Here is a 24,289-nt window from a genome sequence, read left to right on the forward strand (position 1 = left end):
ACGTTTATGTCACATGCGGTGCTGAACTGGGCTTTTGCGGGCAAAAACCTCACAAGGCCTCACCAGACGTCGCCCTCGCGCCAGTCACAGGTGATGTCGGCGGTGGTGTCGACCTCAACCGAGACCGGCAGCACGAACAGCGAATGGTCGTCTTCGGGCGTGCGATTGACACCGGCGGGCGCCAGCACGGACGTCGTGCCCCGCCACGGCAGCCAGCCGCGTGCGGTGTAGATCGGCCGTCCCGCATCCGAGGAACTGAGCGCCCCGATCTCGTAGGCGCCGCGGATCACCTGCTCGACGGCGTCGAGCACCGCCGTGGCCAGGCCCTGGCCCCGCCAGTCCTCGCGAACCGCAACGGCTTCGACGTAGCCACACCGCAGCGCGGTGTTGCGGTACATCAGCCGGCGTTGGACGACCGCACCGTGCGCGATGATCGCGCCGTGGCGGCAGACCAGCGCATGCATGCCGCCCAGTGAGTGCTCCCAGTCGGCATCCGAGAAATCGCCGTCGTAGGCGTCGATGACCATCTGCCGTGCGCCCTCGCGGGTCTCGGCATCCAGATCAGCGGTGTGGACCAGTCGCGCCGTGTGAACGTTGTGGACGCGGGAGAGATCCGTGGGGTGCACCCCCTCGTTCTACCAGGATTGCGCAGCCTGCGCTGGTGCCTGTGCGGGTTCAGGCGCCAAACGGATGACGCGGCCTGGACCAGTGCATGCGCACGTGCTGACCGGGCCGGATCTGCCCCACTTTGTCGATGTCGTGGTCGGCGACGACACCGATCACCGGGTACCCGCCGGTGACCGGATGGTCGGGGCCGAGGATCACCGGTAAACCGTTGGGCGGCACCTGAATTGCGCCCCGTGTCGCGCCCTCGCTGGGCAGCTGGCGGTCCGGCCAGCGGTGCTGCAGGGGCCGGCCGTTCAGCCGCATGCCGACGCGGTCGCTGCGATCGGTGACGATCCACTCCGTGTGCACCAGGGCGTCGGGGTCGACGAACCAGTCATCACGCGGGCCGGGCACCACCAGCAGCTCCAGCAGGTCCTCGGCGATGGCCGCCACGGGCGCCTGATCCAGCTCCGGGAACTCCGCGGTGTGCGCACCGATGGTCAGCATGTCGCCGACCTGCAGCGGCCGCGGGCCGATCGCGGACATCACGTCGTAGCTGCGGGAGCCGAGCACGGGGTCGACGACGAAGCCGCCGCGGACCGCGACGTAACTGCGCAGACCGGTGTGGGGCGCACCCAGGGAGATCACTTCGCCGTCGTGCGCGTAGTGGATGCTGTTGGTGCCGAACGGGATTCCGTTCGCGGAGGGATCGGCGTCGGCGCCGGTGACGGCCACCGCCACGCCCTCTTTCCCGCCGCCATGGACCCGGGCAGAAAAGCCACCGAACGTCACCTCGATGGTGGCGCGGTCGTTGGGGTTGGCCACCAGCCGGTTGGCCAGCGTGTGTGAGCGGCGATCGGCCGCGCCCGAGCGGCTGACGCCCATGTGGGCCAGGCCGGGCCGGCCCAGGTCCTCGACGAGCGCGAGCGGGCCGGTCTTGAGGATTTCGAGTGTTGCGGTCATGGTCGCGCTCCTAACCGATAGCCCGGAACTGCACGTGCATGCCCGGAATCAGCAACGCCGGCTGCTCCCGTTCGAGGTCCCACAACGTGGCGTCGGTACGGCCGATCAACTGCCAGCCGCCCGGGGTCTCGCGCGGGTAGACGCCGCCGAACTCACCGGCGAGGGCCACCGAGCCCGCCGGTACGCGCGTGCGCGGCTCGCTGCGGCGCGGCACCTGGAGTCGCTCGTCGCCACCGACCAGATAGGCGAAGCCCGGCGTGAACCCGCCGAATGCGACGCGCCACAGCGACCCGGTATGGGCGGCGATCACCTCGTCGGCGGTCAGCCCGGTCAGCTTGGCGACCTCGTCGAGATCGGTGCCGTCGTACACGACGTCGATGGTCACGTCGGCCTGCTGCGGGGCGCTGGCCTCGGTGTTGTCGATTTCGCCGAGGCGGAGCTTGGACAGCCGCTGTGCGGTGGGAATCTGATATCGCGGTGCGGCGAGCTTGATCAGGATGGTCCGCGACGCCGGCACGATGTCGAGCACGCCGGGCAAACCCGCTGCGCGCAGCGTGTCGGTCCACGCCAGGACCTCGGCGGTGCTGTTGAATTCCAGGAGCAGCGCCTGGTCGCCATAGTCGCGGACGGTGCCGAGCATCGTCATGTCAACTTTGTCCACTGTGACGGTCATCACTCCAACCTATCCGCGAGTAGCCGGTAATTAACGCGTCCTTACGCACTCGCCAGAAGAGCCTTAACAACCGCTCAGACAGCAAATTCGTACGTCGGTTCGTGCCGCTTGATGTAGCTGATCACCCGGTACGTCACCGGCAGGAAGATCACCTCGACGGCGGTCTTGTACAGCCAGCCCTGGCCGGTGTAGACGACGAAGTCGTGGAGCGTGCTGATGCCGATGGCGTTGGCGGCGATGGCGCAGAACACCAGCGTGTCACCGAGCTGCCCGGCGAACGTCGAGCCGACCAGGCGCGCCCACAGGTGCTTCTCCTTGGTGCGTTCCTTGATAGCCACCACGACCCACGCATTGATCGTCTGCCCGACGATGAAGCCGGCGAGCCCGGCAATGATCAGCTGCGTATAGGAGTGCACGACGTTCTCGAAGTGCGCTTGGTTCGGGTAGAAGTCCGCGGCCGGCAGGTAGATCGTCGCCCAGAAGGTCAGGGCGGCAAGGATGTTCATGGCGAAGCCGAGATAGATCGCCCGCCGCGCGGCCTTGAAGCCGTAGACCTCGGACAGCACGTCACCGATGATGTAGGTGAGCGGAAAGACGATGAAGCCGCCGTCGGTGATGATCGGCCCAAAGGCCACGCCCTTGGTGGCGGTGACGTTCGAAATGATCACCAGGGCCGTGAACACCGCGATCAGGATCGGATAGTAGGCCGATCCGACCTGCGCGAAGCGGGCGTGCTGGTCGGGGCGCTCGGCGACGGTCACGTCGAACATCTTGGCAGGCAGAGCTGCGAGTGCAACCTCAGGCCAGCGCGGCGGTCAGCAGGGGTGGCAGCTGATCGGCCACGGCGGGGTAGGACAGCACCGAGGCGAATGTGATGGCCGCGGACAAATCCTTGTTGGGGAAGACGATCCGGTTGGACTTGGCCTGGCTCAGTTGTGCGATGGCCGGGTCGGCCAGCACCGCGGGCCGCTGTTCGTCGGCGTCGAGCGTCCAGATCAGCACGTCGGCGTCGCGGAACGCCGTGGCGATCTGGTCGCGGGGCACGAAGGCGTGTTGCCCCTTGGTGAACGAGTCGAGTCCGCCCGGCAGGGCGATGCCCATCTCGGTGAGGAAGTCGGTGCGCCAGCCTGCCGGTGTGATCTCGACGCCGTCCGCAGTCGGAAGACCGTTGACGATCAACATCTTTCGGCCACCGAGCCGCGGGTTGGCCTGCCCTGCGCCGGCGAACTTCGCATCGACGCCGTCGATGAGTCGCTTCATGTCGTCGGCCTTGAAGACGGCCTGCCCGATGACGGTGGCCTGTTCTTTCCAGGGCTCGAAGAAGGCGTCCTGGCCGGACTGGGCGATAGTCGGGGCGACCGCCGAGAGCTTCTTGTAGGTGTCGGCGTCCAGTCCCGCGTTGGTGGCGATGATGAGGTCGGGCTTCAGCGCGGAGATCTTGTCCACCTGGATGCCGTCGTTGAGGTTCAGGACGACCGGCTGGGCCGGGCCGAGCGCGGGCTGCGCCCACGGCCACACGGCGAATGGCTGATTCCCGAACCACTCGGTCACCGCGATCGGGACGACGCCGACGGCCAGCAGTTCGTCCTGCCCGGTGAGGCCCGCGCACACGACACTCTTCGGCGGCGCCGGAATGCGGGTGGATCCGAACGCGTGATTGATCGTCACCGACCCGTCGCCGGCGACGGTGCCCGAGGCCGGCGGCTTGGAGCATGCGGCGACCATCGCGGCACCGGCCGCACCGACGGCCAGTGCCAGGAAATTACGGCGCGAGCGGTTCGGGTACACGTCGTGAGTCTTGCATCTGCCTCGCGGAATGGCTCTGCTAACACGCGAACGCACCCGGGGCGGCTCGTGTGTGACGCGCCAGGATGCCGTTACCGACCGAATTCCCGGGATGGTTTGCCGACAACGTAAATATCGATGGCGGGGAAGCTGCGTGCCGATGGGGAAGGGTAAACATACCCTAGGTATGTACCTTATTGGACTATTAGCTGGACGCGCGTGTGCCGTGGCCCGCCAAACTTTCGGTGGCCAGGTGCTTTCGCGGGCGGGTATCCCAAAAATGGCAGGTAAATGCCGATATGTAACACACGTTTCCCCTGGGGCAGGTGGTCCAGTCGTTACCCGTGGTTTGGCGCATTGGGTTAGCGAGAACCGCGCAATGTCAGTCGTTTGACGTATCGTCGGGCCGCCTGTGGTCATGCTCTAATGGGAACGGACGTCGTTCTTCGGCGGACAAGAGGAATTTGCTGGGAGGCTGCTATGACGATCGATTCGAGCGGGCTGCGCGGCTCGCGGCGACATAGTCGGGCCGAGGTGCGTCAGGGGCTCGGTTCGAAGCGACCGGAGCGCGTCGTCACCCGGCATCTCCCCGAATTGCTCATCGGTATGCGGTGGTTGTTCGACACGGCCCAACCGGACGGCGCGATGGTGAGCGCGGGCGGTCAGATCGTGCGTTCCGGCCGTCGGACGTTGCGGTTCCGGCCGGTCGACTGGCAGGGCCACGCCGTGATCGAGATCGTCGGCCCGGCCGCCGCCGGCGACCCGTCGCCGCGCGCCGAGTTGGAGGCGTACGTCCAGGCCCTCGACGACATGGGTGAAGACGTGGTGGCCAGTTGGATCGGGCGCCGCGGCCAGGTGCGCAGCATCGCTTTGGCCCGTCCCGTGCATCCGACGCTTCGTGCCGCGGTCGACCGTTATGTGGCCGGCTGCGCCGAGCATCCCGGCCAGCAGTGCGCGTGTGGCCGCAGGGCCCGTGACTGCAGTGTGTCGCTGCGCGCGGTGGAGCGGGCGGTGGGCCGTCATCAGGTGGAGTTCGACGCCCTCGCCGGGCCGTGGCCCGATGCGCTGGACCCGTCGGGAGAGCTCGGTCTGGTCGCCGCCGGAATGGTGCCGCAGGTCGCCGAACAAAAAGTGGCCGGAAGCGCCGTCTGACCGTTTCGCCGGTATTACGGCCATAGGTCGTTAAAGCTTCATTTCCCGTTCGGTTATCGCAATGCCCGAACAATCTTTATTATTCCGTTACGGACACTGCGGGGGCGGTGCCCGGCATTAATTGACGGAAGCGTCTTATATGGCGGCGGGAGGTGTCGTTGCGATGACTGCGCGTGTGATCACCGGTCAGTTGTTGGCGGCTCTGGCGGTGGCTGCGTCAGGCATTTCTGCCCCCGCATCGGCTGACGTCGGAACGGGCCAGATGGCGGCCTGCGCCGAACGCGGCAACCCGCTCGACTGCGTGCCGACGAATGCCGCCGCCAACGCAGCGGAGCTCGCCTATCTCACCGAGCTGCACGGCCGCATGCAGAGCAGCGACGCCGATCTGCTCAAAACCGGGCGCCTGACCTGCAACATGTTCGTGTACGCCGGTCAGCCGACCGGCGACGCCGTCAACGACATCTCCAAGTCCCTGAAGGTGAACAAGGCCTCCGCGACTTTCGTGATGGATATGGCGATGGTGCATCTGTGCCCCGGTTTGAACATCGGTGCCGACGGAGTGCCGCGCCCTCGCTATTGAGATGGCAGTGAATTCACGCCGAACCGGCGTGAAATCGATGTAGGTAAGCGGGCCAGTCCCAGGTATTCAGGAATTCGTTTGCGGCGGAGTAGCCGTTGTCATATAGCCGCTTCCGGTCGGCCTGGGAAATGTCGAAATTCAGGTATCCGATGCCGGCGGCGTCGACCACTATCGTGCGCGCCGCGACGGATGGCTGCCGGAGATAAGTCTGGTCGTGACCGAGCAATGCGGTGTTGATGAGGTTCTCCAGGAGATGCGGGGCTCCGGGCAGATCGATCACCGGTGCCAGACCCGGGCTCGGGTCGCCGTCACCCTGGGCGGGTCGCTGTGCCGTCACAGTGATGCCGAAGCTGGGCCAGCGCGGGACCTTGCCGTCGGTGCGATCCAGCGAGTACATCGGAAAGTTCGACAGCAGCCCGCCGTCGATCAGCGTCGACGTCGTCCCCGTGGCGCTCGTGATCGTCACCGGCCGGAAGAAGAACGGGATGGCCATGGACGCGCTGACAGCGTCCGCGACGGACTGTTCGTCGGGGTCGAGGCCGTACATCCGGCGGTAGTCCCACGGCAGCCGGACCAGCGTGCCGCGGGTGATGTCGGCGACCGTGACGACCAGGCGGTAGCGCTGCTCCGGCGGCAGCTCGCGGTCGTCGAGCGCCAGATCGCCGAAGGTCCGTACGCCCAGATTGCGCAGCTCGCCGTCGACCCAGTCGTGAATGGCGTCGCCGCGGTACATCCCCTGGCCGCGGAAAGCCGTCCAGTACTTGCCGAGCACCGGGATTCGGCTGGTGCCAACGGGATCCAGGAATTTGCGATAGGGCAGGGACATCGCCAGTTCCCGGAGTTGGGCACCGGTGAGTTGGCACCCGGCCGGCTGATGACGGTTCGCGGCGGCGATGACGGCCCCCACGAGGGAGCCGGCCGACGTCCCGGACACCCGGCCGACGCGGTAGCCCGCGTCGCCCAGAGCGACGACGGCCCCGACCAAGCCGATTGCCTTGACGCCGCCACCCGACAGCACCAGATCGGCGGTCTTGACCGGGACCGCAGGGGAGTCGTCGGGCCTGTGCTCCATCGATGACGATGCTAGGTGAACGCCCGCGGTTCGCCTTGGACGGCAACGGATTGTGACGGCGGAGCGGGCGCTCGTGGCGGTGTGGCGGGCGTTACTCGGCCACTCAGCCGATTCTTAGGCGCAGACTAAGCCGCCCTCAGTACCCGTCCCTAATGTTGCTGGCACAACGAGGGATTCACCGGAGAGGGGGTGGCGAATGGAGCATCGGTACTGTGACCGCATGTTGGCGGCACGCGCGTTTGTATTGGCAATGTCCACGATTCTTCTCGTCCCCACCGCGGTGGCATCCGCAGACGACGATGTGCCCCCGCCCGGGCCACCGCCGGTCTCGTTCACGATGACCTCCGGGGCACCGATTCGGGACGGCGCCACCTACGGCGTCGGCACGGTGATCGTCGCGCACTTCGCCGCTCCGGTCGATGAGGCCGCTGCCGCGCGAGACTTGGTGGTGACCGCGAACCCGCCGGTGACCGGGTCGTGGCACTGGGTGAACAACACCACCGCGCACTGGCGCCCGCCGCAGTACTGGGCGCCGGGCACCGTGGTGTCGGTGGCCGGGGGCCCGACGTTCAACATCGGCGCGTCCCACGTGTCGATCGCCGATGACAAGACCAAGAAGGTCACCGTCTACGACGGCGGCGCACTGGTGAAGACCATGCCGACCTCGATGGGGCGCGGCGGCACCGAAACCGTCAACGGCAAGACGCTGAGTTTCTGGACCCAGCCGGGGGTTTACACCGTGCTCGACAAGAGCAATCCGGTGGTCATGGATTCGTCGACGTACGGCCTGCCGATCAACAACCACCTCGGGTACAAGGAGACCATCCCGTACGCCGTGCGCGTCAGCACCGATGGTGTGTACCTGCATCAGCTCGACGCGACGGTGTGGGCCCAGGGCAACACCAACACCAGTCACGGTTGTCTGAACCTGAACCATGACAACGCGCAGTGGTTCTACAACTTCTCCGTACCCGGCGACGTGGTCGAGGTGCGGAACACCGGCGGCAAGCCTTTGGAGCTGTGGCAGAACGGCGACTGGAGTGTGCCGTGGGACCAGTGGTGATAACGATGCGATCAAAGTTGAATCTCGGTCGCGTCGTTGTGACGCACGCCACAACGCATTAGGTACACTGGTCAGTGTCACGGCAAAAGGCCTAGTCACGACCGGTACTTAGCCGATAAAATTAGATAGCTGGAAATATCAGTTTGAGGTCAGGAGTGGTCGTGGGAGCAGTAGCGCATTTGCCGAACCAGTTCGAGTCGGCGCAGCCGGCGGCGGACGCATCGTTGATGGAACTGCTGTCGACGTGTTCGGGCATCATCGAGTCGACCTTCGCCGACCGCATCCGCGAACTCGGTGGCACGGAAGCCGAAATCCACCAGCTGTCGGGTTCGGCGGCCTACGCGGTGTTCGCGTGGTCCACGGGCCGCGGCTTCGGCGCCTGATTCCGTAGCCCGGCAGCGCCGCGGTGCTGCCAGGGCCCGGCCGGCCCGCCATTCCAACCCCTACTCACGCTTGTGCCCGTCTCCGAGCGACAACCTCGTCGCGCGGAGGCGGGCATTTTGCGTGCCCGGGTCCGTGGCGCTGCTCCCGTACCGGCCGGCCTCGCGAATGAGTGCGTGAGTGCAATCGTGACGGCGATCTGACGCGGCGATCGAACCCAGGGACCGTCGGCGGCCCGAGAAAGTCCCTGGCTTCAGTCGGGATGGCCGTCGGTGCCTCGTGACTGAAACGACGTATCTCGCTGTTGGACGCGGCGGGCGAATTGTCCGCAGAACAAAAGCGCCGCGCTGAGAGGCGATCTCAGCGCGGCGCTTTTCGGTACGACGGGTCAGACGGTCGCGTCGACCTTCTCGGCGGGGGTCGGCCACGGCACCGGCTTCGGCCGCTGACGCACGATCTGCGGCCACCAGAACCACTTGCCCATGAGGGCGGCGATCGACGGCATCATGAACGACCGGACGACCAGGGTGTCGAACAGCAGGCCCAGGCCGATCGTGGTGCCCACCTGGCCGATGATGCGCAGCTCGCTGATGATCATCGACGACATGGTGAAGGCGAAGACCAGGCCGGCGTTGGTGACCACGGAGCCGGTGCTGCCCATCGCGCGGATGATGCCGGTGTTGAGGCCGGCCTGAATCTCTTCCTTGAAGCGGGCGACCAGTAGCAGGTTGTAGTCCGCGCCGACGGCCAACAGGATGATCACCGACATCGGGATCACCATCCAGTGCAGCGGTAGCCCGATGAGGTACTGCCAGATGAGGATCGACATACCCAGCGACGCGCCGAGCGAGATCGCCACCGTCGCCACGATCACCGCCGCCGCCACCACCGCCCGGGTGATGAGCAGCATGATGACGAAAATCAGTGCGAGAGCGGAGATTCCGGCGATCATCAGGTCGTAGTCGGAACCCTCGGCCATGTCACGGAAGGTCGCCGCGCTGCCGGCCAGGTAGATCTTCGAGCCCTCGAGCGGGGTGCCCTTGATCGCTTCCTTGGCGGCCAGCTTGATGGCGTCGATGTGCGAGATGCCTTCGGGCGTAAGCGGATTGCCCTCGTGCTGCACGATGAACCGCACCGACTTGCCGTCCGGCGAGATGAAGTTCTTCATGCCGCGCTTGAAGTCGGCGCTGTCGAAGGCCTCCGGCGGCAGGTAGAACGAGTCGTCGTTCTTCGACTTGTCGAAGGCCTCACCCATGGCGCTGGAGTTCTTCTGGCCCTCGGCCTGCTGATCCAGCTGCCCCTTCTGGGTGGCGTACATCATCTGCATGTACTTCTTCATGTTCTTCATGGTCTCGATCTGCGGAGGCATGACCGTGACCATCTGCTTCGTCAGCGCGGACATCTTGTCCATGTCCGGGATGACGGACTGGAAGTCATCCGTCATGGTGTCGATGCCGTCGAGGGTGTCGAACACCGACCGCATGGACCAGCAGACCGGGATGTCGTAGCAGTGCGGTTCCCAGTACAGGTAGTTGCGGATCGGCCGGAAGAAGTCGTCGAAATCGGAGATGTGGTTTCGCAGATCTTCGATGTCGTACAACATGCCGTGCATCTTGCCGACCATGCTGTCCATGACGGTCGACATCTGGACCGTGATGCCCTGCATCTTGGTCATGGTGTCGATGCTCACCTGGATGTCACCGATCTGCTTCTGCATATCGTTCATCATGTCCTGCTGGTACTTCTGGTTCATGACCTGCGTGGTGCTCTGCATGCCCAACTGGAACGGGATGGTCGAGTGCTCGATCGGCGTGCCCTCGGGCCGCGTGATGGCCTGCACCTGAGCGATACCGGGAACGGCCACAATGGCTTTCGCGATCTTGTTGATCACGAGGAAGTCCGCCGGGTTGCGCAGGTCGTGGTCGGTCTGGACCAGCAGTAGGTCGGGATTCATGCGGGCCGGGGAGAAGTGCCGGGTGGCGGCCGCATAACCCTCGTTGGACGTGAGGTCCGCGGGCATGTACTGACGGTCGTCGTAGCTCGTCTTGTAGCCGGGGATCGCCACCAGGCCGACCAGCGCCACCGCGATGGTGGCGACGAGGATCGGGCCCGGCCAGCGGGTGATCGCCGCACCGATCTTGCGCCAGCCCCGCACTCGCATCGCGCGCTTGGGTTCGAGCGTCTTGCCCCACTTGGTGACCACGGTGATGAGCGCCGGGCCGAGGGACAGCGCGGCGAACACCACGGTGACCATGCCGATGGCCAGGGGGATGCCCAGTGTCTGGAAGTACGGCAGTCGAGTGAAGTGCAGGCAGTACGTCGCGCCGGCGATCGTCAGACCCGAACCGAGAATGACGTGCGCGGTGCCGTGATACATGTCGTAGTAGGCGTCCTCTTTGGACATGCCCGCGGTGCGCGCTTCCTGATACCGGCCGATCAGGAAGATGGCGTAGTCGGTCGCCGCCGCGATGGCCAGCATCGGCAGCAGGTTGGTGGCGAACGTCGAGAGGCCGATGATCTTGTAGTAGCCGAGCACGGCCACCAGGCCGCGTGCCGCGCCCACCAGCACCATGACGATGAACAGCTCGATCAGCACCGTGATGATCGACCGGTACACCAGCAACAGCATGATGATGATGACCGCGAACGAGACGGCCTCCATGATCTTCAGGCTGCGGTCGCCGGCGACGTTCATGTCGGACGCCTGGGCGGCCGCGCCGGTGACGTAGCTCTTGACGCCCGGCGGCGCGGGGACGCTCTTGAGGATCTTGTCGACGGTCTCGACGGACTCGTTGGCGAGCGATTCGCCCTGATTACCGCGCAGGTAGACCTGCACGTATGCGGACTTGCCGTCGGCGCTCTGCGAGCCCGACGCGGTCAGCGGGTCGCTCCAGAAATCCTGGACGTGCTCGACGTGCGCGGTGTCGGCCTGGAGCTTGGCGACGATCTGGTCGTAGTACGCGTGGGCGGCGGCGTCCAGCGGCTGCTCGCCCTCGAGCACCACCATGGCCGAGCTGTCGGAGTCGAATTCCTTGAAGTCGGAACCGATCTGCTTCATGGCGATCATCGACGGCGCGTCGTGCGGCGACATGGAGACCGAGCGCATCTTGCCGACCTCGTCGAGCGGCGGGACGATCGTGCTCAGCACCACGACGATGCCGATCCAGGCCAGGATGACCGGGACGGCAAGCGTGCGGATGACCCGCGGGATCAGCGGCCGGTGCGGTGCCTGCCCGGCCTTGGGAAACGAGTCGGTCGGGGTATCGAGGCTGTGGTTGCTCATGCAGATTTCACCAGGCAGAAGGTCTGGGCGTGCACGCCCGTGGAGGTGCGGGTGTCTTTGAGTTCGTCGTCGACGTGGACGGTGCAGGTGATGGAGTCACCGTCGCCCTGGGCGACGATGTTCGGCGACGCTGCCGGTGCGGTGGTGGACAGGGTGAGCTTCCAGGGCAGCGGCGCGTGGTCGATGCGCTGGGGCTTGGCGTCCAGGTCGAGGTAGTTGATGTCGGCGTAGCTGCCGGTGCCGGTGATCTCGTAGGTGACGACCTTGGGCTTGAACGGTTTGGCATCGTCGGCGAAGTTGCGCGGGGTGACGATGACGGGGTTCTGGCCGAAGTAGGTGCGTACGCGCTGCACGGTGAAGCCGGCGACGAGGGCCACGGCGAGGATGAGCAACGGGATCCACGCCTTCTTGAGCGCATTGCCGATCACGCTGCGATCTCCTTGGTCACGCTGACCTCCCCGTCCTTGTTGCTCGACATGCCTTGGCGGACTGTGTGAGCTGGGGCGTTGCGCACCGCTTGTGCGGCACCTCCAGCTGTGTCACATTTCAATCTGCCGATCGGCAGACTCAGCGTATCCACCACGGTAAACTTAGACAAGTTAAGCGAATCAATTGATGCAGGTCGGTGCCCACATCGGGGTTTCCCGTGTGACGCAGGTGACGTCGCCGCAACAGCGGTGACCGCCGCTACACGACGACCGGTTCGGGTCGGCGTTGAACAGGGAGCGAGGATTGGCCAAATCGGTGGGGCCACGCGGATCGGCGCGGGCACGGGTGATCGAAGCCGCCCTGGCGTTGTTTGCGGACCACGGCGTGAACGGCACATCGCTGCAGATGATCGCCGATCACCTCGGGGTCAGCAAGGCTTCCGTGTACTACCAGTTCCACTCGAAGGACGACATCGTGCTCGCCGTGATCCGTCCGGTGTTCGCCGAACTTGATCAGCTGGCCACGGCGATCGAGGCCGCGGAGAGCGCGGCGGCGCGCCAGGAGGCCGCGATCACGGGTTTCGTCGAGCTCGCGGTCCGGCACCGGCGCGTGACGGCAGTCTTCTATCGCGACCCGGCCATCGACACCCTGGTCAAAACCCACGAGGAGTGCAGTGCCATCAACCAGCGCCTGCGCAAGGTGCTGGGCATGGACAGTGCGGATACCGAGACCCGGGTGACCATGTCGCTGGTCACCTCGGGCGTCTACGGCAGCGCGATGGATCCCGACTTGCAGGACATCCCCGACGACGAACTCCACCGCATCTTGTTGCAGTCCGCGCGGCGGCTGCTTGCGGTGGAGGAGCGGGACGCTATTCGGCGATGAAGACCGGGATCAGCCGGTCGGTCTTGGTCTGGTACTCGGCGTAGGGCGGGTAGGCCTCGACGGCCCGGTCCCACCATTCCTGGCGTTCCTCACCCTCGAGCTCACGTGTCGTCAGCTCGTAGACCTTGTCGCCGTCCTGCGCGGTGATCTGCGGGTGGGCCTTGACGTTGTGGTACCACGACGGGTGCTCGGGGGCGCCGCCCTTGGATGCCACGAGGGCGTAGCGGCCGTTGTGCTCGACGCGCATCAACGGCACGAGACGCTTCTTGCCGGACTTGGCTCCGGTGGTGGTGAACAGGACCACCGGCCGATCGAGGATCTGCACACCATCGGTGGTGCCCTGCGCGAGAATCTGTTCGGTCTGCTTGCGCACCCAGTCGGTGGGGCTCAGTTCATGTTCGGTCACGTCGATTCCCAACGGATTGAGGAAGCCGGGTTATTCCGGTCACGACCGATTCTTCCCGGTCGGCGGGCATCGGGGGAGTCCTCGGCCGAAATCCTTGGCCGCTGACGTAGCCAACCTCGATATCGTTACTTAGGTTAGCCTAAGTTGCGTGTCGACGATATGGGAGACGCTGCCGCCGGAGGTGAGCTCGGCACTGCTCTCGACTGGGCCGGGGCCAGGCTCGTTGTTGGCGGCGGGCGCGGCATGGCGGGCGTTGGCTGCCCAATATGCCGACGCTGCAACGCAATTGGCAGGCATCCTGGCGACGGTCCAGGGTGGGGCGTGGGAAGGTCCGACCGCCCTGCAGTATGTGGCCGCGCACGGGCCGTTCCTCGACTGGCTCACCTCGATGAGCGCCGTCGCCGAGATGATCGCCCAGCGGCACGACACCGTCGTCGCCGCCTATTCGGCGGCCGTCGCGGCGATGCCGACGTTGGCCGAACTCGCCGCCAACCATGCCGTGCACACCGGCCTGCTCGCGACAAATTTCCTTGGCATCAACACCATCCCGCTAGCGCTGAATGAGGCCGACTACGGCCGGATGTGGCTGCAGGCGGCTGCGACCATGCGGGTCTACGAGGGCGTGTCCACCGTGAGTGTCGAGTCGGCGCCGACCGCATCGCCGGCGCCGGCCATCACGTCGGCGGAAGCCGGTGTCTCCGCCCGGGCAGCCTCGCCGGGCCCCGGTCAATTCACGTTCCGCGATCCCGCGGGCATCGTCGTCGAACAGATACGAAAGCTCGTCAACGGGCTGGCCGAGTGGGCCCGCGAGCTACCGGAACCGTTGCGCAGCATGGTGACTCAGGTGTTGGACGGCGCGGCGGCGGCGGTGAACGCCAAACTGTTCAGCATCCTGACCTACTCGGTGCTGGATCCACTCATCTACTTCGGCCCGTTCGCCGCGATACCCGCACCCGCGGCCGCTGCCGCGGCGGCCGCGGCAGCGAGCGCCGCAGCCCCGGCCGAGCCGGCTCCGGAGCTGACGGCGGGTCCAGTTGCCGAATCAATTGCTCTGGGCGACAACCATGTTCAGGATCACAGCGAATTGCCGACGCCAGGAGCGCCTGCCCCGACGGCCGCGGCGCCCGCACCGGCGCCGCAATCGGGTTCGGCGCCGATGCCGTCGTCGCCCGCCGCACCGATGGTTCCTGTCGCCGACGTGCCGTACCTGTACGCCGTCGGTGTCGGCCCGGGCGGGGAAGGTTCCGCGCCGACCGTGCGCGATTCGGCCGGCCAGGCGGTGTCCACCCCGGTTCAGGAGCCGGTGGCGGCAAGCGCGGCCGTGGCCGAGCGCCGCGCGGCCCGCCGGCGCCGGAAAACGCGGCAATACCGGCATGAATCGATGGCAGCCGACGGTCGGGTGACGCTGCCCGGCACACCTGCCGAACCCGAGGTCAGTGCTTCTGGCAGCCGTGCCGGACTCGACGCCACAGCACGTGGTCTGGTGGGTTCACGTGCGACGGTGCCGAGCGATGTGGTGCGGAAGCCGATGCTGCCGTCGACCTGGGCCAGGACCTAGTTGACGAATCGCTGGGCGCGAGCGGGTGCCGACGAGGTGGCGCGCGCCTGCCGGTAGCCGACCAACCCGCCGGCGGCGGTGAGCGTGATGATGCCGGCGAATCCGGGGACGGCGACCGCCGCCACCTCGCTGAGGCCGGCGGCCCGCAGGTAGTCCGGATAACCCGGCCGGAAGTCCTTCGACGCGACGAGGTGCGACTCGGCAGCGAAGACGCTCCGGGGCTGGACCGGCGGGACCGGCTTGTCGGTGGTGCCCGGAGCGCCCGGCGAGATGTCGCGTGGCAACGAATCAGTGCTTGCGGCAAAGGTTTTCGGCAGCTGGGGCGCGCTCTGCGGGAAGGACCGGCTGTCCGGTGGCAACTGGATGGCGGGCATGCCCGGCGTGTATTGCAGGAACGGCAGGTTGGACGCGGCCGTCGCCAACTCGCGGACGGTGGTCTCGATGGGGTTGATCAGGGCGTCGGCGAAGACGGGTAGTGCCGCGAGACCCGGAATCGGGACCGCGTCGACGACCGTCGGGATGGTGGTCTTGACGAGGTCGAGTGCGGTCAACGGAACCTGGGCCGCGGCCAGCGGCAGCTGCGCCAGCGGGGGCTTGGACTCGGTCGCGGGGCCGGTGTCCTGGCTGTTCTTCGTCGGTTCCGGCGTCAGAGCCGCCGACGGCTGCGGTGCCCCGGTGTTCGCCGGCGCGGGCGCGGAGAACGTCGACGAGCCGCCGGGGGTGAGCAGCGGAGCGTTCTGACCGGGCTTGGGCTTGACGCCCGGCACGAGGCCCGTCAGCGGTGCACCGCCGATGACGCTGGTCGGGTGCTGGATGATGCGGGTGAACTGGCCGACCATGCCGCCCAAGGTGGTTTGCAGGTTCGGTGACGAGCTGCCGCCGGTCGTGGAGCCGGTGGTGGTCGACGATCCCGTGGTCGTGGAGCCGGTAGTGGTGCTGCCACCGGTCGTCGACGAGGTGTCCGAGCCGGTGGTGGTGCCGCCGGTGGTCGTGCCCGTCGTGGTGCCTGTGGTGCCCGTGGTGCCGCCGGTGGTCGAGCCGCCCGAGGTCCCTGTGCTGGAGCTGCCGCTGTCGGTGTCGGCCAATGCCACGACGGCTGCGGGGCCCAGCGCCAGCAAACCCGCTGTTACGAGGCTGGAGGCGGCGAGCAGCCGCGCGTGGGGCATCACGCGGAGATCACCTCCCCTTTTCTGACCAAAGTGCAGTATGTCACACGCGTCTGACCATTACCTATGAACAAAGTAAGGCCTACTCCGGCGTCAATTGATGCGGGGTTTTCTCGACGTCCGACGGCGGGTCGAGTTGGTGATGACAGGGCTCGAAACGGCCGATCTTCGGCCAGGTATTGACGCCACATTCAATTTGTGTCAAAAGGTGCAAATGGGGCGAATGTGACTAATGGTGTTATTGAGTTGAAGCTCCGGTAAGAAAAGGAGACAGAATTTCAGCCCGGTCTCAGAGATCAAGGTAGCGAAACGCATAGGGTTCGAACGGTTATCGGTCCGTGTTGTTTTTGTGACTTTTGTAGCCCACCGTTACCGAAGTGAAACCAGGGCCCAGTGTGGCGCCGAGCACTCAGGAACAGGGAGCGTGCTGATGACCGCAACTACTGAAGTGACGTACCGCAGACGACCGGTGGCCGCCCGCCCGGGCCGGCCGAAGACCGGAAGGACCCAGGTCGGCTCGGTGGATGTCATCGCGACGTCCGCCGCGGTGCTGCGACCTGTCGTGGTGGCCGGCGCCATCGTGGCCGCCGCCCTCATGTGGGGACCGCGCGCGCAGGCCGACGTCGTCCATGACGCGCTCAATGATGTCGGCATCGGCAACAACGGACCCGTCAGCAATGCGATCGCCGAGGTGGGTACCTCGATCTGCCCGCTGCTGGTGCAGCCGGGTAGTCAGATGGCCAGCACGGCAACCCAGATGAGCGGCAACGGCGGCATCGCCCCGCCGCTGGCCGGGTTCGCCACGCAGGTCGCGATCCAGACTCAGTGCCCCGCATTCATGACGGCGCTCGCCAACGGCAACATCCCGGCCCTGATGAACGGCGGCCTGCCGGTGACGCCGCCGGGGCTGCCCTCTGTGCCGTCGGTCGGCCTGCCGAACCTGTCGGGCGCGACGGCCGCGGTTCCGGGCACGCTGGGCGCGGCGACGACCCCGGTGTCGAGCGTCGTGGGCGCGGCGACGGCCCCGCTGCCGGGCACCTTGGGGGCCGCGACGGCACCACTGCCGGGCACGCTGGGCGCTGTTACGGCACCCCTGCCGGGCACGCTGGGGGCCGCGACGGCTCCGGTCTCCGGTGCGCTCGGTGCGGCGAGCGCCCCGGTGGCTTCGGCGCCGGGCCTCACCGCCCCGGCGGTAACGGTGCCCACACCGGGTCTGCTGGCTCCCGCGACGCAGGCGCCGCTGCAGCTGGCGTCCTCGCCGGTCGTTCCGGCGATACCCGGCTACTGAGTCTGACCCCGCCTACGGGAACGCATTGAGGGCTGTGGCTTCGAAAAGCCACAGCCCTCAATGTTGTTGCGCTAGTTGTCAGCTGTCGTGGCTGCTGCTGCTGCTGCTCGACGCGTGCGACGCGCTGCCGCCCTCGGGGGCGCGGTGCTTGCCGCCGGTCGAACCCGCGGGAACGGAGACCGAACCGCTCGCGCCCTCGGGAGCGCTGTGCTTGCCGCCCTTCGCGGACTTGTCGGTCTTCTTGGACTTGCCCGAGGTGGCCTTCGCGGACTTGTCGTCGGTCGACTTGTCGGCACCGGCCTTGTCGTCGGACTTGCTGTCGGACTTGGTGTCCGGCTTGTCGGCGCCCTTGGTCTCGGTGTCCTTGGCGCCCGAGTCCTTGGCATCGGTGCCCTTGGTCTCGGTGCCCTTGGTGTCGGTCGACTTGGTGTCGGTGCCCTTGGTCTCGGCCTTCTCGTCGGTCTTGCCGGCGGTCTTGCTGGTGTCCTTGGCGTCCGTCTGGCTGTCCGTGGGGGTGCCGGCGGTTTCCGTCGTCTTACCGGTGTCGGTGCTCGTGGGCGTCGTGCCCGGTGTGCCGGATTCGGGCGACGTCGCACCGGTGGCCTTCGGCGTCTCCGCCTCGGCGGCGGCGGGCTTGGCCGTCAGCGACAGCGTCTGGGTGGTCGGCAGCGTCGTGGTCGAGGCCAGCGTCTTCAGCGACGTGGTGGCGGCCAACGGCGTTGCGGCCAACGGGAATCCGGACAGGATGGCGCCCGGCAGCGCCTGCAGTCCGGCGATGAGGGCACCCGGCAAGGCGCTGATCCCCTTGATGATGGTGGCCGGCAGCGTGCTGAGGTTCTGCAACGCGGCGATCGCGGTGTTGATCGCGGTGGTGATGAGCACCGGGATCTTCGCGGTCGTGCCGTTGAAGAAGGTGGCGTTGATCGCGTTGATGCCCTTGATGATGGCGTTCGGCGCCGCGATCAGGGTGTTGACGATCGGCAGGAGCGTCTGGTTGTAGATCGCCTTGTTGATGGTGTTCAGGCCGGTGATGATGGCGTTCGGGCCCTGGATCAACTGCGCGACGAACGGCCCGACGGTCTGGTTGTAGATCGCGGCGTTGAGCGTGTTGATGGCCTTGATGAACTCATTCGGGCCGGCGATGAGGTTGTTCAGGAACGTCTGGTATGCCGTGAACGGCAGCGAGATCAGCTGGAGCAGATCGGCCGGGAAGGCGGTCAGGTAGTACTTCTCCGCGTAGGTGGACACGTGGGACACGGTGGCCACAGCGGAATGTGCCGCCTGCAGGGAGTGCGGCGCGGGCAGCGGTGCCGCGGCTCCTACCGAGGCGACGACGCACACCGAGCACATGCCGGCAACGAGAGACGAAGGCAGTGCGTTGTGCCGAACAGCGATTTGCATGATGGACCCCGGATTCAGTGAGGCAGAGCGGAATTAGGCGGTCTGAAAGTAGCGGAAAGACGGAGGTGCCTCTAGCCGAGCAAAAAGCCCCATCGGCCGCCTGACCAGGCAATACGTGCACTATTTCCCTGCCCGGGTAAATAAATCAAGCTGAAGTTTTCCAAGAATTCATCCAGGCCCGGCCGCTGTGACGGCCACATCATTTGCCGGCGGTGCGGTGTGGGCGCTCGCCGAACCGGTCAGGGTGTGATGTGGTGGTGACGATGTCCGACTTCAGATTCCGTGCTGCGGGGCTGGCTGCCGCGACGCTGACGGGTGCGGTGTTGGCGCTGGCCGGAAGCCCGTTGGTGGTGGCCGAGCCCGCGACGGACGCCCAGGGGTTCCTCGACTCGACGGCGCGGTGTCCGACGGGCGATACCGCGGTCGCGTTCGGCAGTACCGCATCGTCACGGGTCGCCATCTGCAGGAGCGCCGGCGGAGAGTACCAATATCGCGGCGTCCGGATCAGCGACGGCGCGAAGCTGATCGTCGCCGCGAGCGCGGACGGCCGCGGCGGCTACACCGCGACGAGCGATGGCATCACCTATACCGTCAGCGCGAAATCACTTGATATCAGCGCGGGTTCGCAGTCCATCCGGTCCGAGCCCATGACCTTCTTCCGCAGCGGCGGGCCCCTGCCCGGAGCCGCGGCCGCCACGCCTGCGCCGGCTGCGTCACCGGTGGGTGCGCCGCCCACACCGGTCACCGGAGCTCCCGCGCCCGTACCGACCACGCCGCTGCCGCCGCCGTTGCCGGCGGAGGTCGGCGGTTCCCGCGCGGGCGGGCACTGACAGCAGGCCTCAGGCCGTCCGGGCGTCCCCGGGCTTGGCGGGGTGAATACCGCAGCTGCACGCGCTGATCGATGGACAGGTGCACTGCATGCCCCATTCGACGACCGCGCGCGCGAGGTGCAGTTCGGCGATCTTGGCGTCGATCTCGGCAAGCTTGGTCTCCGCCAATGCGCGGCTGGCCGGGCGCCCGGGCGCGTCGTCGGCGAACAGCAGTTGGATCTCATCGAGAGAGAACCCCGCCGTCTTGCACACCCGGATGACGTTGAGGCGATCGATGACGGTGTCGTCGTAGCGGCGCTGCCCCCCGGTGCGTGCCGGCGCCGGGATGAGGCCGATCTGTTCGTAGTAGCGCAGCGTCGTCGCGGCGACGTCGGTGCGCGCCGACACTTCGCCGATGGTGAACGTGGCCATGACACTCCTGGTTCGGCCTTGACTTGAAGCCAACTCTAAGTCGTTGACTGTCTGCATGGCTACCAACACACAGCGATCAGACATCAGTGAATTGGGCACGACCCGCTACGCAATGCTCCGGAGCTACCGACGCGACGGCGAGCCGGTCGATACGCCGATCTGGTTCGCCGTCGAGCAGGATTCGATCGTGTTCCGGACCAAGCGCGGTCCGAAAACCGCACGGCTGCGCGCACATCCGCAAGTCGAACTGACGGCGTGCGACTACCGCGGCCGAAAGCGCAGCGGCGCAACCGTATTCACTGGCACGGCGACGATCCTCGAGGATGGGGCCGCAGCCGAGGCCAACCGGGTGTTGCACCGGCGCTACGGGTGGCAGTGGAATCTGGTGCCGCTGATCAGGATTCCGGGAGTGACCCAGGTGCACGCCGGGCTGCCGTGGCGGGAAAAGTGGCAGAAGGCGCGGAACCGCGGTGTCTGGGACGACAGCGCGATCGTGCGCATCGACTTCGGCGCCTGACGTTCGATCCTGTGCCCAGGCAGGAGGCGACACCGACAAAAAGCACGGTGCCGACACCAGATTGGTGTCGGCACCGTGTTGGAGGTCGAAGTGGTCAGAAGGCCGGCGTCGCCATCTGCGTCTTACGACGGTGGTGGAGCAGGGCACTCAGCCAGCGGAGATCGATCAACATATTCAGTTCCTGTCTTACGCGGACTTCTTGGTGAGGAACGGCAGCAACCGGCGACGCTCGTACATGCTGTCCGAGAAGTGGTGCAGCGCTTCCGAGACGGAGGTTGCGGTCGGGAAGGCGGACTCTGCGCCGCAGGCCAGCAGTGCGGTCGAAACCGGCTGGGATGCGATGAGAGACCACTCGTTGCCTGCTGCGATGCAGCTGTCGTTGACCTTGTCGAGCAGTTCGACGCAGGACACTGCGAACGAGGTGACCCCGCTCAGGTCCAGGATGAACGGCTTCTCTGGGAGTACGCAGCGCCGTGCCTGCGCTGCAACCAGGTCCACATCGGTTTCGTCGATGACTCCGGTGACGGTGAGCACCGTCGCCAGTTGACGGCACTGGGCGCGCACCTCGGCGTCGCCGCAGGCGACCGCCGGATTGCCATAGCGGAAAGCGGCAGACGTTGTTGCGTCGCCGGTGGCCTTGCCTGTCACTACAGCCATGTGATGCCTCCCTTCGATGTTGCCGGACGCCCGACAGCTGTGTCGTTTCTCCGGCTCGAGATCGAAGTTATGTGGCCAAGTTAAGGTACCGGGGAGTAAGTCCTAAATCATCGCTAAGAAGTGTGATTGCTCCAGCTAGCAAACATGGTCTCAGCGGGGTAACGGTCACGGACGGCGCATCTGATGGCCGTGGTACCCGACCCACGGCGAATAGTCGGCGATGAGAGGCTCCTGCGGCGGCCGCAATTCCTCCGGCACGTGCTGCAAATTGATCCTGATGCGGTACCAGATCGAGCTGGGACCGCGCATGCCGTCGACCAGAACATCTATGGCTTCCAGCGCAGATGCCGCTTCCGGATGCTTCGCCCGCCATTCGTCGAGCGCGGCCATCGCCTCGTCGCGCGTCTTTGTCCGGGCCACCTCGATGAGCGGCATCTGCGACGCCCGGCGTCCGTCGGCCGACGTGCTGCCCCCGGATTTCTCGGTTTTGGGCATCGGACCCAGTTCTTCGGCCAGCGCCAGCAACCCCTCCAGACCGCCGGCGGCGTCGTCCATCCCGGCCCAGGGGTCACCGAATTGCGCGTACCGGCCGGGCACCGTCGCCACGGTGAACTCCTCGGGACGGCAGCCCGGGACCTCGTCCCAGAACAGCGGTGTCGAGACGCGGGCGTCGGGCCGCGACCGCACCGAGTAGGCCGACGCCACCGTCCGGTCCTTGGCGTTCTGGTTGAAGTCGACGAACACGCCCTGGCGTTCCTCTTTCCACCAGCGACTCGTCGCCAGGTCGGGTGCCCGTCGCTCCACCTCACGGGCCACGGTCTGGGCCGCCAGCCGCACCTGCTTGTACGGCCAGTTCCGCTCGATCCGGGCGTAGATGTGGAAGCCCCGCGAGCCGGACGTCTTGGGCCAGGCCGTCAGCCCGTAGTCGGTGAGCACGTCGCGGACGACGGCTGCGACGTCGAGGATCTGCGGCCACTCGACACCCGGCATCGGATCGAGATCGACGCGCAGCTCGTCGGGGTGTTCCAGGTCGTCGGCCCGGACCGGGTGGGGATTGAAGTCGATGCAGCCCAGGCCGACGGCCCACACCAGCCCGGCGGCCTCGTCGATGACGGCTTCCTTCGCGGAGGTGCCCGACGCGTATTTCAGCTCGGCGACGTCGATCCAGTCCGGCCGCTTCTCCGGTGCCCGCTTCTGAAAGATCGCTTCCTGGGCAATGCCTTTCACGAACCGCTTCAGAATCATGGGCCGCCGGGCCACGCCGCGCAGCGCGCCGTCGGCGACGGCGAGGTAGTAGTTGACCAGGTCGAGCTTGGTCACGCCCGGTTCGGGAAAGATCACCTTGCCGGGGTTGCTCACGACAACCTCGCGCCCACCCACCTCGAGGGACCGCGAGTCACCCATGAAGTCATCGTAATTGGCCCGAGAATTGGGGCCGGAGTTCTGGCCGCGTTACCCGCGGTGTCACCTATGGTTGGCTCATGGCGAAGCTGACCGACCTCCCGTCACAGGTGGCAAACAAGGTTCAGGAAACTTTGGAGAAGTCGGTCGGTAAATATGTCGACCGCGGCGCCGCCGAATTGCACTACGCCCGGAAGATGTTCGAAGCGGGTGCGCTCAAACTCGAATCGCCACAGCACATCGCGGCGATGCTGGCCGACATCGTCCGCTGGGGTGAGATCGGCATGGTCCCGGCGCTCAACGCGCGCCGCACCCCGCACCGCACCGCCGTCATCGACGACGACGGCGACATCACCTTCCAGGAGTTCGACGACGCCGTGAACGCGACGGCCAACGCGTTGCGCGCCAAGGGTGTTCAGGCCGGCGAAGGTGTGGCCATCCTGGCCCGCAACCATCGGTGGTTCCTGATCTCGGTGTACGGCGCGGCGCGGGTCGGCGCGCGAATCATCCTCATGAACACCGAATTCTCGGGTCCGCAGATCAAGGAGGTCTCCGAACGCGAGGGCGCGCAGCTCATCATCTACGACGACGAGTACGCCGACGCCGTCGCGCTGTCCGAGCCGCCGCTGGGCAAGCTGCGGGCCCTGGGACACAACCCCGACAAGGCGGAACCGTCGGGCAGCCTCGATGAATCCCTGGCCGACGTCATCGCCCGGACCAGCAGCCTCGCGCCGCCGAAGGTCGCGAAGCCCGCGTCCATCATCATCCTGACCAGCGGCACCACGGGAACGCCCAAGGGCGCCAACCGAAGTGCCCCGCCGTCGCTGGCCCCGGTGGGTGGCGTGCTGTCGTCGGTGCCGTTCAAATCGGGTGAGGTCACCAGCCTGCCCGCGCCGATGTTCCACGCGCTGGGCTACCTGCATTCGACCATCGCCATGCTGCTGGGCAGCACGTTGGTGTTGCGGCGCCGGTTCAAGCCGGCGACCGTACTCGCCGACATCGAGCGGCACCGGGTCACCGCCATGGTCGTCGTGCCGGTGATGCTGTCGCGCATCCTCGACGAACTGGACAAGACGTCACCGAAGCCGAACCTATCGAGTCTGCGCATCGTGTTCGTGTCGGGGTCGCAGCTGGGATCCGAATTGGCGACGCGCGCGCTCAAGGATCTGGGCCCGGTGATCTACAACCTGTACGGGTCAACCGAGATCTCGTTCGCCACCATCGCGCGTCCGCAGGACCTGTCGATCAACCCGGCGACGGTCGGCCCGGTGGTCAAGGGCGTCCGCGTGAAGATCTTCGACGACAACGGCAAGGAAGTGCCGCAGGGCAGCGTCGGTCGCATCTTCGTCGGCACCACGTTCCCGTTCGAGGGGTACACCGGCGGCGGTGGCAAGGAGATCATCGACGGGATGTTGTCGTCGGGCGACGTCGGCTACTTCGACGAGCGCGGACTCCTGTACGTCAGCGGCCGTGACGACGAGATGATCGTCTCCGGCGGCGAGAACGTGTTCCCCGCCGAGGTCGAGGACCTGATCAGCGGACACCCCGACGTGGTGGAGGCGACCGCGATCGGCGTCGACGACAAGGACTTCGGCGCGCGGCTGCGGGCCTTCGTCGTCAAGGTCGACGGGGCGACGGTCACCGAGGACGACATCAAGGCCTACGTGCGAGATCACCTGGCGCGCTACAAGGTTCCGCGCGAGGTCATCTTCCTCGACGAGTTGCCGCGGAACCCCACGGGCAAGATCCTCAAGCGCGCGCTGCGCGACATGGACGTCTAGT

At 66.4% G+C, this 24,289-nt stretch carries 23 protein-coding genes and 1 pseudogene; 10 read left to right on the forward strand and 14 right to left on the reverse strand.

Features of this window, described 5'->3' with window-relative positions; genetic code table 11:
* Positions 1-59: 59 nt before the first annotated feature.
* The 5 genes from ACJH6I_RS18545 to ACJH6I_RS18565 all read right to left on the reverse strand — a co-directional run bounded on the left by ACJH6I_RS18545 (position 60) and on the right by ACJH6I_RS18565 (position 4,030).
* Positions 60-626 carry a GNAT family N-acetyltransferase gene (locus tag ACJH6I_RS18545; RefSeq protein WP_133425858.1) on the reverse strand — a complete coding sequence of 189 codons (567 nt, stop codon included), beginning with the start codon at positions 624-626 and terminating at the stop codon, positions 60-62.
* Positions 627-675: 49 nt separating this feature from the next.
* Positions 676-1,569 (reverse strand): 5-oxoprolinase/urea amidolyase family protein, encoded by an 894-nt coding sequence (locus ACJH6I_RS18550; protein ID WP_133425859.1) that lies wholly within the window; start codon positions 1,567-1,569, stop codon positions 676-678.
* A gap of 10 nt (positions 1,570-1,579) precedes the next feature.
* Positions 1,580-2,242 (reverse strand): allophanate hydrolase subunit 1, encoded by a 663-nt coding sequence (locus tag ACJH6I_RS18555; protein WP_133425860.1) that lies wholly within the window; start codon positions 2,240-2,242, stop codon positions 1,580-1,582.
* Between the two features lie 74 nt (positions 2,243-2,316).
* Positions 2,317-3,012 (reverse strand): queuosine precursor transporter, encoded by a 696-nt coding sequence (locus tag ACJH6I_RS18560; protein ID WP_133425861.1) that lies wholly within the window; start codon positions 3,010-3,012, stop codon positions 2,317-2,319.
* A gap of 28 nt (positions 3,013-3,040) precedes the next feature.
* A complete protein-coding gene (locus ACJH6I_RS18565) occupies positions 3,041-4,030 on the reverse strand; it encodes an ABC transporter substrate-binding protein (protein ID WP_406784379.1) in 990 nt (329 codons plus the stop codon).
* Positions 4,031-4,507: 477 nt separating this feature from the next.
* On the opposite strand from ACJH6I_RS18565, the gene ACJH6I_RS18570 reads away from it, so the two are divergent.
* Both ACJH6I_RS18570 and ACJH6I_RS18575 read left to right on the forward strand, forming a co-directional pair.
* Positions 4,508-5,179, forward strand: a complete 672-nt coding sequence (locus tag ACJH6I_RS18570) for a hypothetical protein (RefSeq protein WP_133425863.1) — start codon at positions 4,508-4,510, stop codon at positions 5,177-5,179.
* 163 nt (positions 5,180-5,342) lie between these two features.
* The gene (locus ACJH6I_RS18575) at positions 5,343-5,759 is read left to right on the forward strand and encodes a DUF732 domain-containing protein (RefSeq protein WP_166427984.1); all 417 of its coding nucleotides are present in this window, start codon (positions 5,343-5,345) and stop codon (positions 5,757-5,759) included.
* Positions 5,760-5,772: 13 nt separating this feature from the next.
* On the opposite strand, the gene ACJH6I_RS18580 is transcribed toward ACJH6I_RS18575, so the two are convergent.
* On the reverse strand, positions 5,773-6,831 hold the full coding sequence (locus ACJH6I_RS18580; protein ID WP_406784380.1) for a patatin-like phospholipase family protein: 1,059 nt from the start codon (positions 6,829-6,831) through the stop codon (positions 5,773-5,775).
* Positions 6,832-7,135: 304 nt separating this feature from the next.
* Between ACJH6I_RS18580 and ACJH6I_RS18585 the strand changes: the two are divergent.
* Both ACJH6I_RS18585 and ACJH6I_RS18590 read left to right on the forward strand, forming a co-directional pair.
* A pseudogene (locus ACJH6I_RS18585) lies at positions 7,136-7,894 on the forward strand (L,D-transpeptidase); the annotation flags it as partial.
* A 161-nt stretch (positions 7,895-8,055) separates the two neighbouring features.
* Positions 8,056-8,277 carry a hypothetical protein gene (locus ACJH6I_RS18590; protein WP_346415499.1) on the forward strand — a complete coding sequence of 74 codons (222 nt, stop codon included), beginning with the start codon at positions 8,056-8,058 and terminating at the stop codon, positions 8,275-8,277.
* Positions 8,278-8,663: 386 nt separating this feature from the next.
* Here ACJH6I_RS18590 and ACJH6I_RS18595 read toward each other — a convergent pair whose 3' ends face one another.
* On the reverse strand, positions 8,664-11,558 hold the full coding sequence (locus ACJH6I_RS18595) for an RND family transporter (RefSeq protein ID WP_133425867.1): 2,895 nt from the start codon (positions 11,556-11,558) through the stop codon (positions 8,664-8,666).
* Positions 11,555-11,986, reverse strand: coding sequence for an MmpS family transport accessory protein (locus tag ACJH6I_RS18600; RefSeq protein ID WP_133425868.1), 432 nt, complete (start codon positions 11,984-11,986; stop codon positions 11,555-11,557). The genes ACJH6I_RS18595 and ACJH6I_RS18600 overlap by 4 nt, the downstream gene beginning before the upstream one ends.
* A gap of 304 nt (positions 11,987-12,290) precedes the next feature.
* On the opposite strand from ACJH6I_RS18600, the gene ACJH6I_RS18605 reads away from it, so the two are divergent.
* Entirely contained in the window at positions 12,291-12,872 is a 582-nt protein-coding gene (locus tag ACJH6I_RS18605) for a TetR/AcrR family transcriptional regulator (RefSeq protein ID WP_166427985.1), read from the forward strand.
* Here the strand turns inward: ACJH6I_RS18605 and ACJH6I_RS18610 are convergent.
* The gene (locus ACJH6I_RS18610; protein WP_133425869.1) at positions 12,859-13,278 is read right to left on the reverse strand and encodes a nitroreductase family deazaflavin-dependent oxidoreductase; all 420 of its coding nucleotides are present in this window, start codon (positions 13,276-13,278) and stop codon (positions 12,859-12,861) included. The two genes, ACJH6I_RS18605 and ACJH6I_RS18610, sit on opposite strands and share 14 nt — an antisense overlap.
* 148 nt (positions 13,279-13,426) lie before the next feature.
* Between ACJH6I_RS18610 and ACJH6I_RS18615 the strand changes: the two genes are divergently transcribed.
* Complete coding sequence (locus tag ACJH6I_RS18615; RefSeq protein ID WP_318984745.1) at positions 13,427-14,836, forward strand: PPE family protein; 1,410 nt, start codon at positions 13,427-13,429, stop codon at positions 14,834-14,836.
* On the opposite strand, the gene ACJH6I_RS18620 is transcribed toward ACJH6I_RS18615, so the two are convergent.
* Positions 14,833-16,005, reverse strand: coding sequence for a hypothetical protein (locus tag ACJH6I_RS18620; RefSeq protein ID WP_318984744.1), 1,173 nt, complete (start codon positions 16,003-16,005; stop codon positions 14,833-14,835). The genes ACJH6I_RS18615 and ACJH6I_RS18620 overlap by 4 nt on opposite strands.
* A gap of 427 nt (positions 16,006-16,432) precedes the next feature.
* Here ACJH6I_RS18620 and ACJH6I_RS18625 point away from each other — a divergent pair, with 427 nt between their 5' ends.
* Positions 16,433-17,290, forward strand: coding sequence for a hypothetical protein (locus ACJH6I_RS18625; protein ID WP_318984743.1), 858 nt, complete (start codon positions 16,433-16,435; stop codon positions 17,288-17,290).
* Between the two features lie 78 nt (positions 17,291-17,368).
* On the opposite strand, the gene ACJH6I_RS18630 is transcribed toward ACJH6I_RS18625, so the two are convergent.
* A complete protein-coding gene (locus ACJH6I_RS18630; protein WP_318984742.1) occupies positions 17,369-18,691 on the reverse strand; it encodes a hypothetical protein in 1,323 nt (440 codons plus the stop codon).
* Between the two features lie 263 nt (positions 18,692-18,954).
* Between ACJH6I_RS18630 and ACJH6I_RS18635 the strand changes: the two genes are divergently transcribed.
* Positions 18,955-19,521, forward strand: a complete 567-nt coding sequence (locus ACJH6I_RS18635) for a hypothetical protein (protein WP_318984741.1) — start codon at positions 18,955-18,957, stop codon at positions 19,519-19,521.
* A gap of 9 nt (positions 19,522-19,530) precedes the next feature.
* On the opposite strand, the gene ACJH6I_RS18640 is transcribed toward ACJH6I_RS18635, so the two are convergent.
* Positions 19,531-19,932: a MerR family transcriptional regulator gene (locus tag ACJH6I_RS18640; RefSeq protein WP_318984740.1), complete on the reverse strand. Its 402-nt coding sequence runs from the start codon at positions 19,930-19,932 to the stop codon at positions 19,531-19,533.
* A gap of 55 nt (positions 19,933-19,987) precedes the next feature.
* Here ACJH6I_RS18640 and ACJH6I_RS18645 point away from each other — a divergent pair, with 55 nt between their 5' ends.
* The gene (locus ACJH6I_RS18645; protein ID WP_318984739.1) at positions 19,988-20,449 is read left to right on the forward strand and encodes a PPOX class F420-dependent oxidoreductase; all 462 of its coding nucleotides are present in this window, start codon (positions 19,988-19,990) and stop codon (positions 20,447-20,449) included.
* Between the two features lie 186 nt (positions 20,450-20,635).
* Here the strand turns inward: ACJH6I_RS18645 and ACJH6I_RS18650 are convergent, their stop codons facing one another.
* Both ACJH6I_RS18650 and ligD read right to left on the reverse strand, forming a co-directional pair.
* Complete coding sequence (locus ACJH6I_RS18650; RefSeq protein ID WP_073694664.1) at positions 20,636-21,106, reverse strand: STAS domain-containing protein; 471 nt, start codon at positions 21,104-21,106, stop codon at positions 20,636-20,638.
* Between the two features lie 165 nt (positions 21,107-21,271).
* Entirely contained in the window at positions 21,272-22,510 is a 1,239-nt protein-coding gene (ligD, locus tag ACJH6I_RS18655) for a non-homologous end-joining DNA ligase (RefSeq protein WP_133425879.1), read from the reverse strand.
* Between the two features lie 77 nt (positions 22,511-22,587).
* Here ligD and fadD2 point away from each other — a divergent pair, with 77 nt between their 5' ends.
* A complete protein-coding gene (gene fadD2, locus ACJH6I_RS18660) occupies positions 22,588-24,288 on the forward strand; it encodes a long-chain-fatty-acid--CoA ligase FadD2 (RefSeq protein WP_318984738.1) in 1,701 nt (566 codons plus the stop codon).
* The last annotated feature ends 1 nt before the right edge of the window (position 24,289 follow it).

Source organism: Mycobacterium sp. SMC-13 (genome assembly GCF_045311035.1).
Lineage (GTDB): Bacteria > Actinomycetota > Actinomycetes > Mycobacteriales > Mycobacteriaceae > Mycobacterium.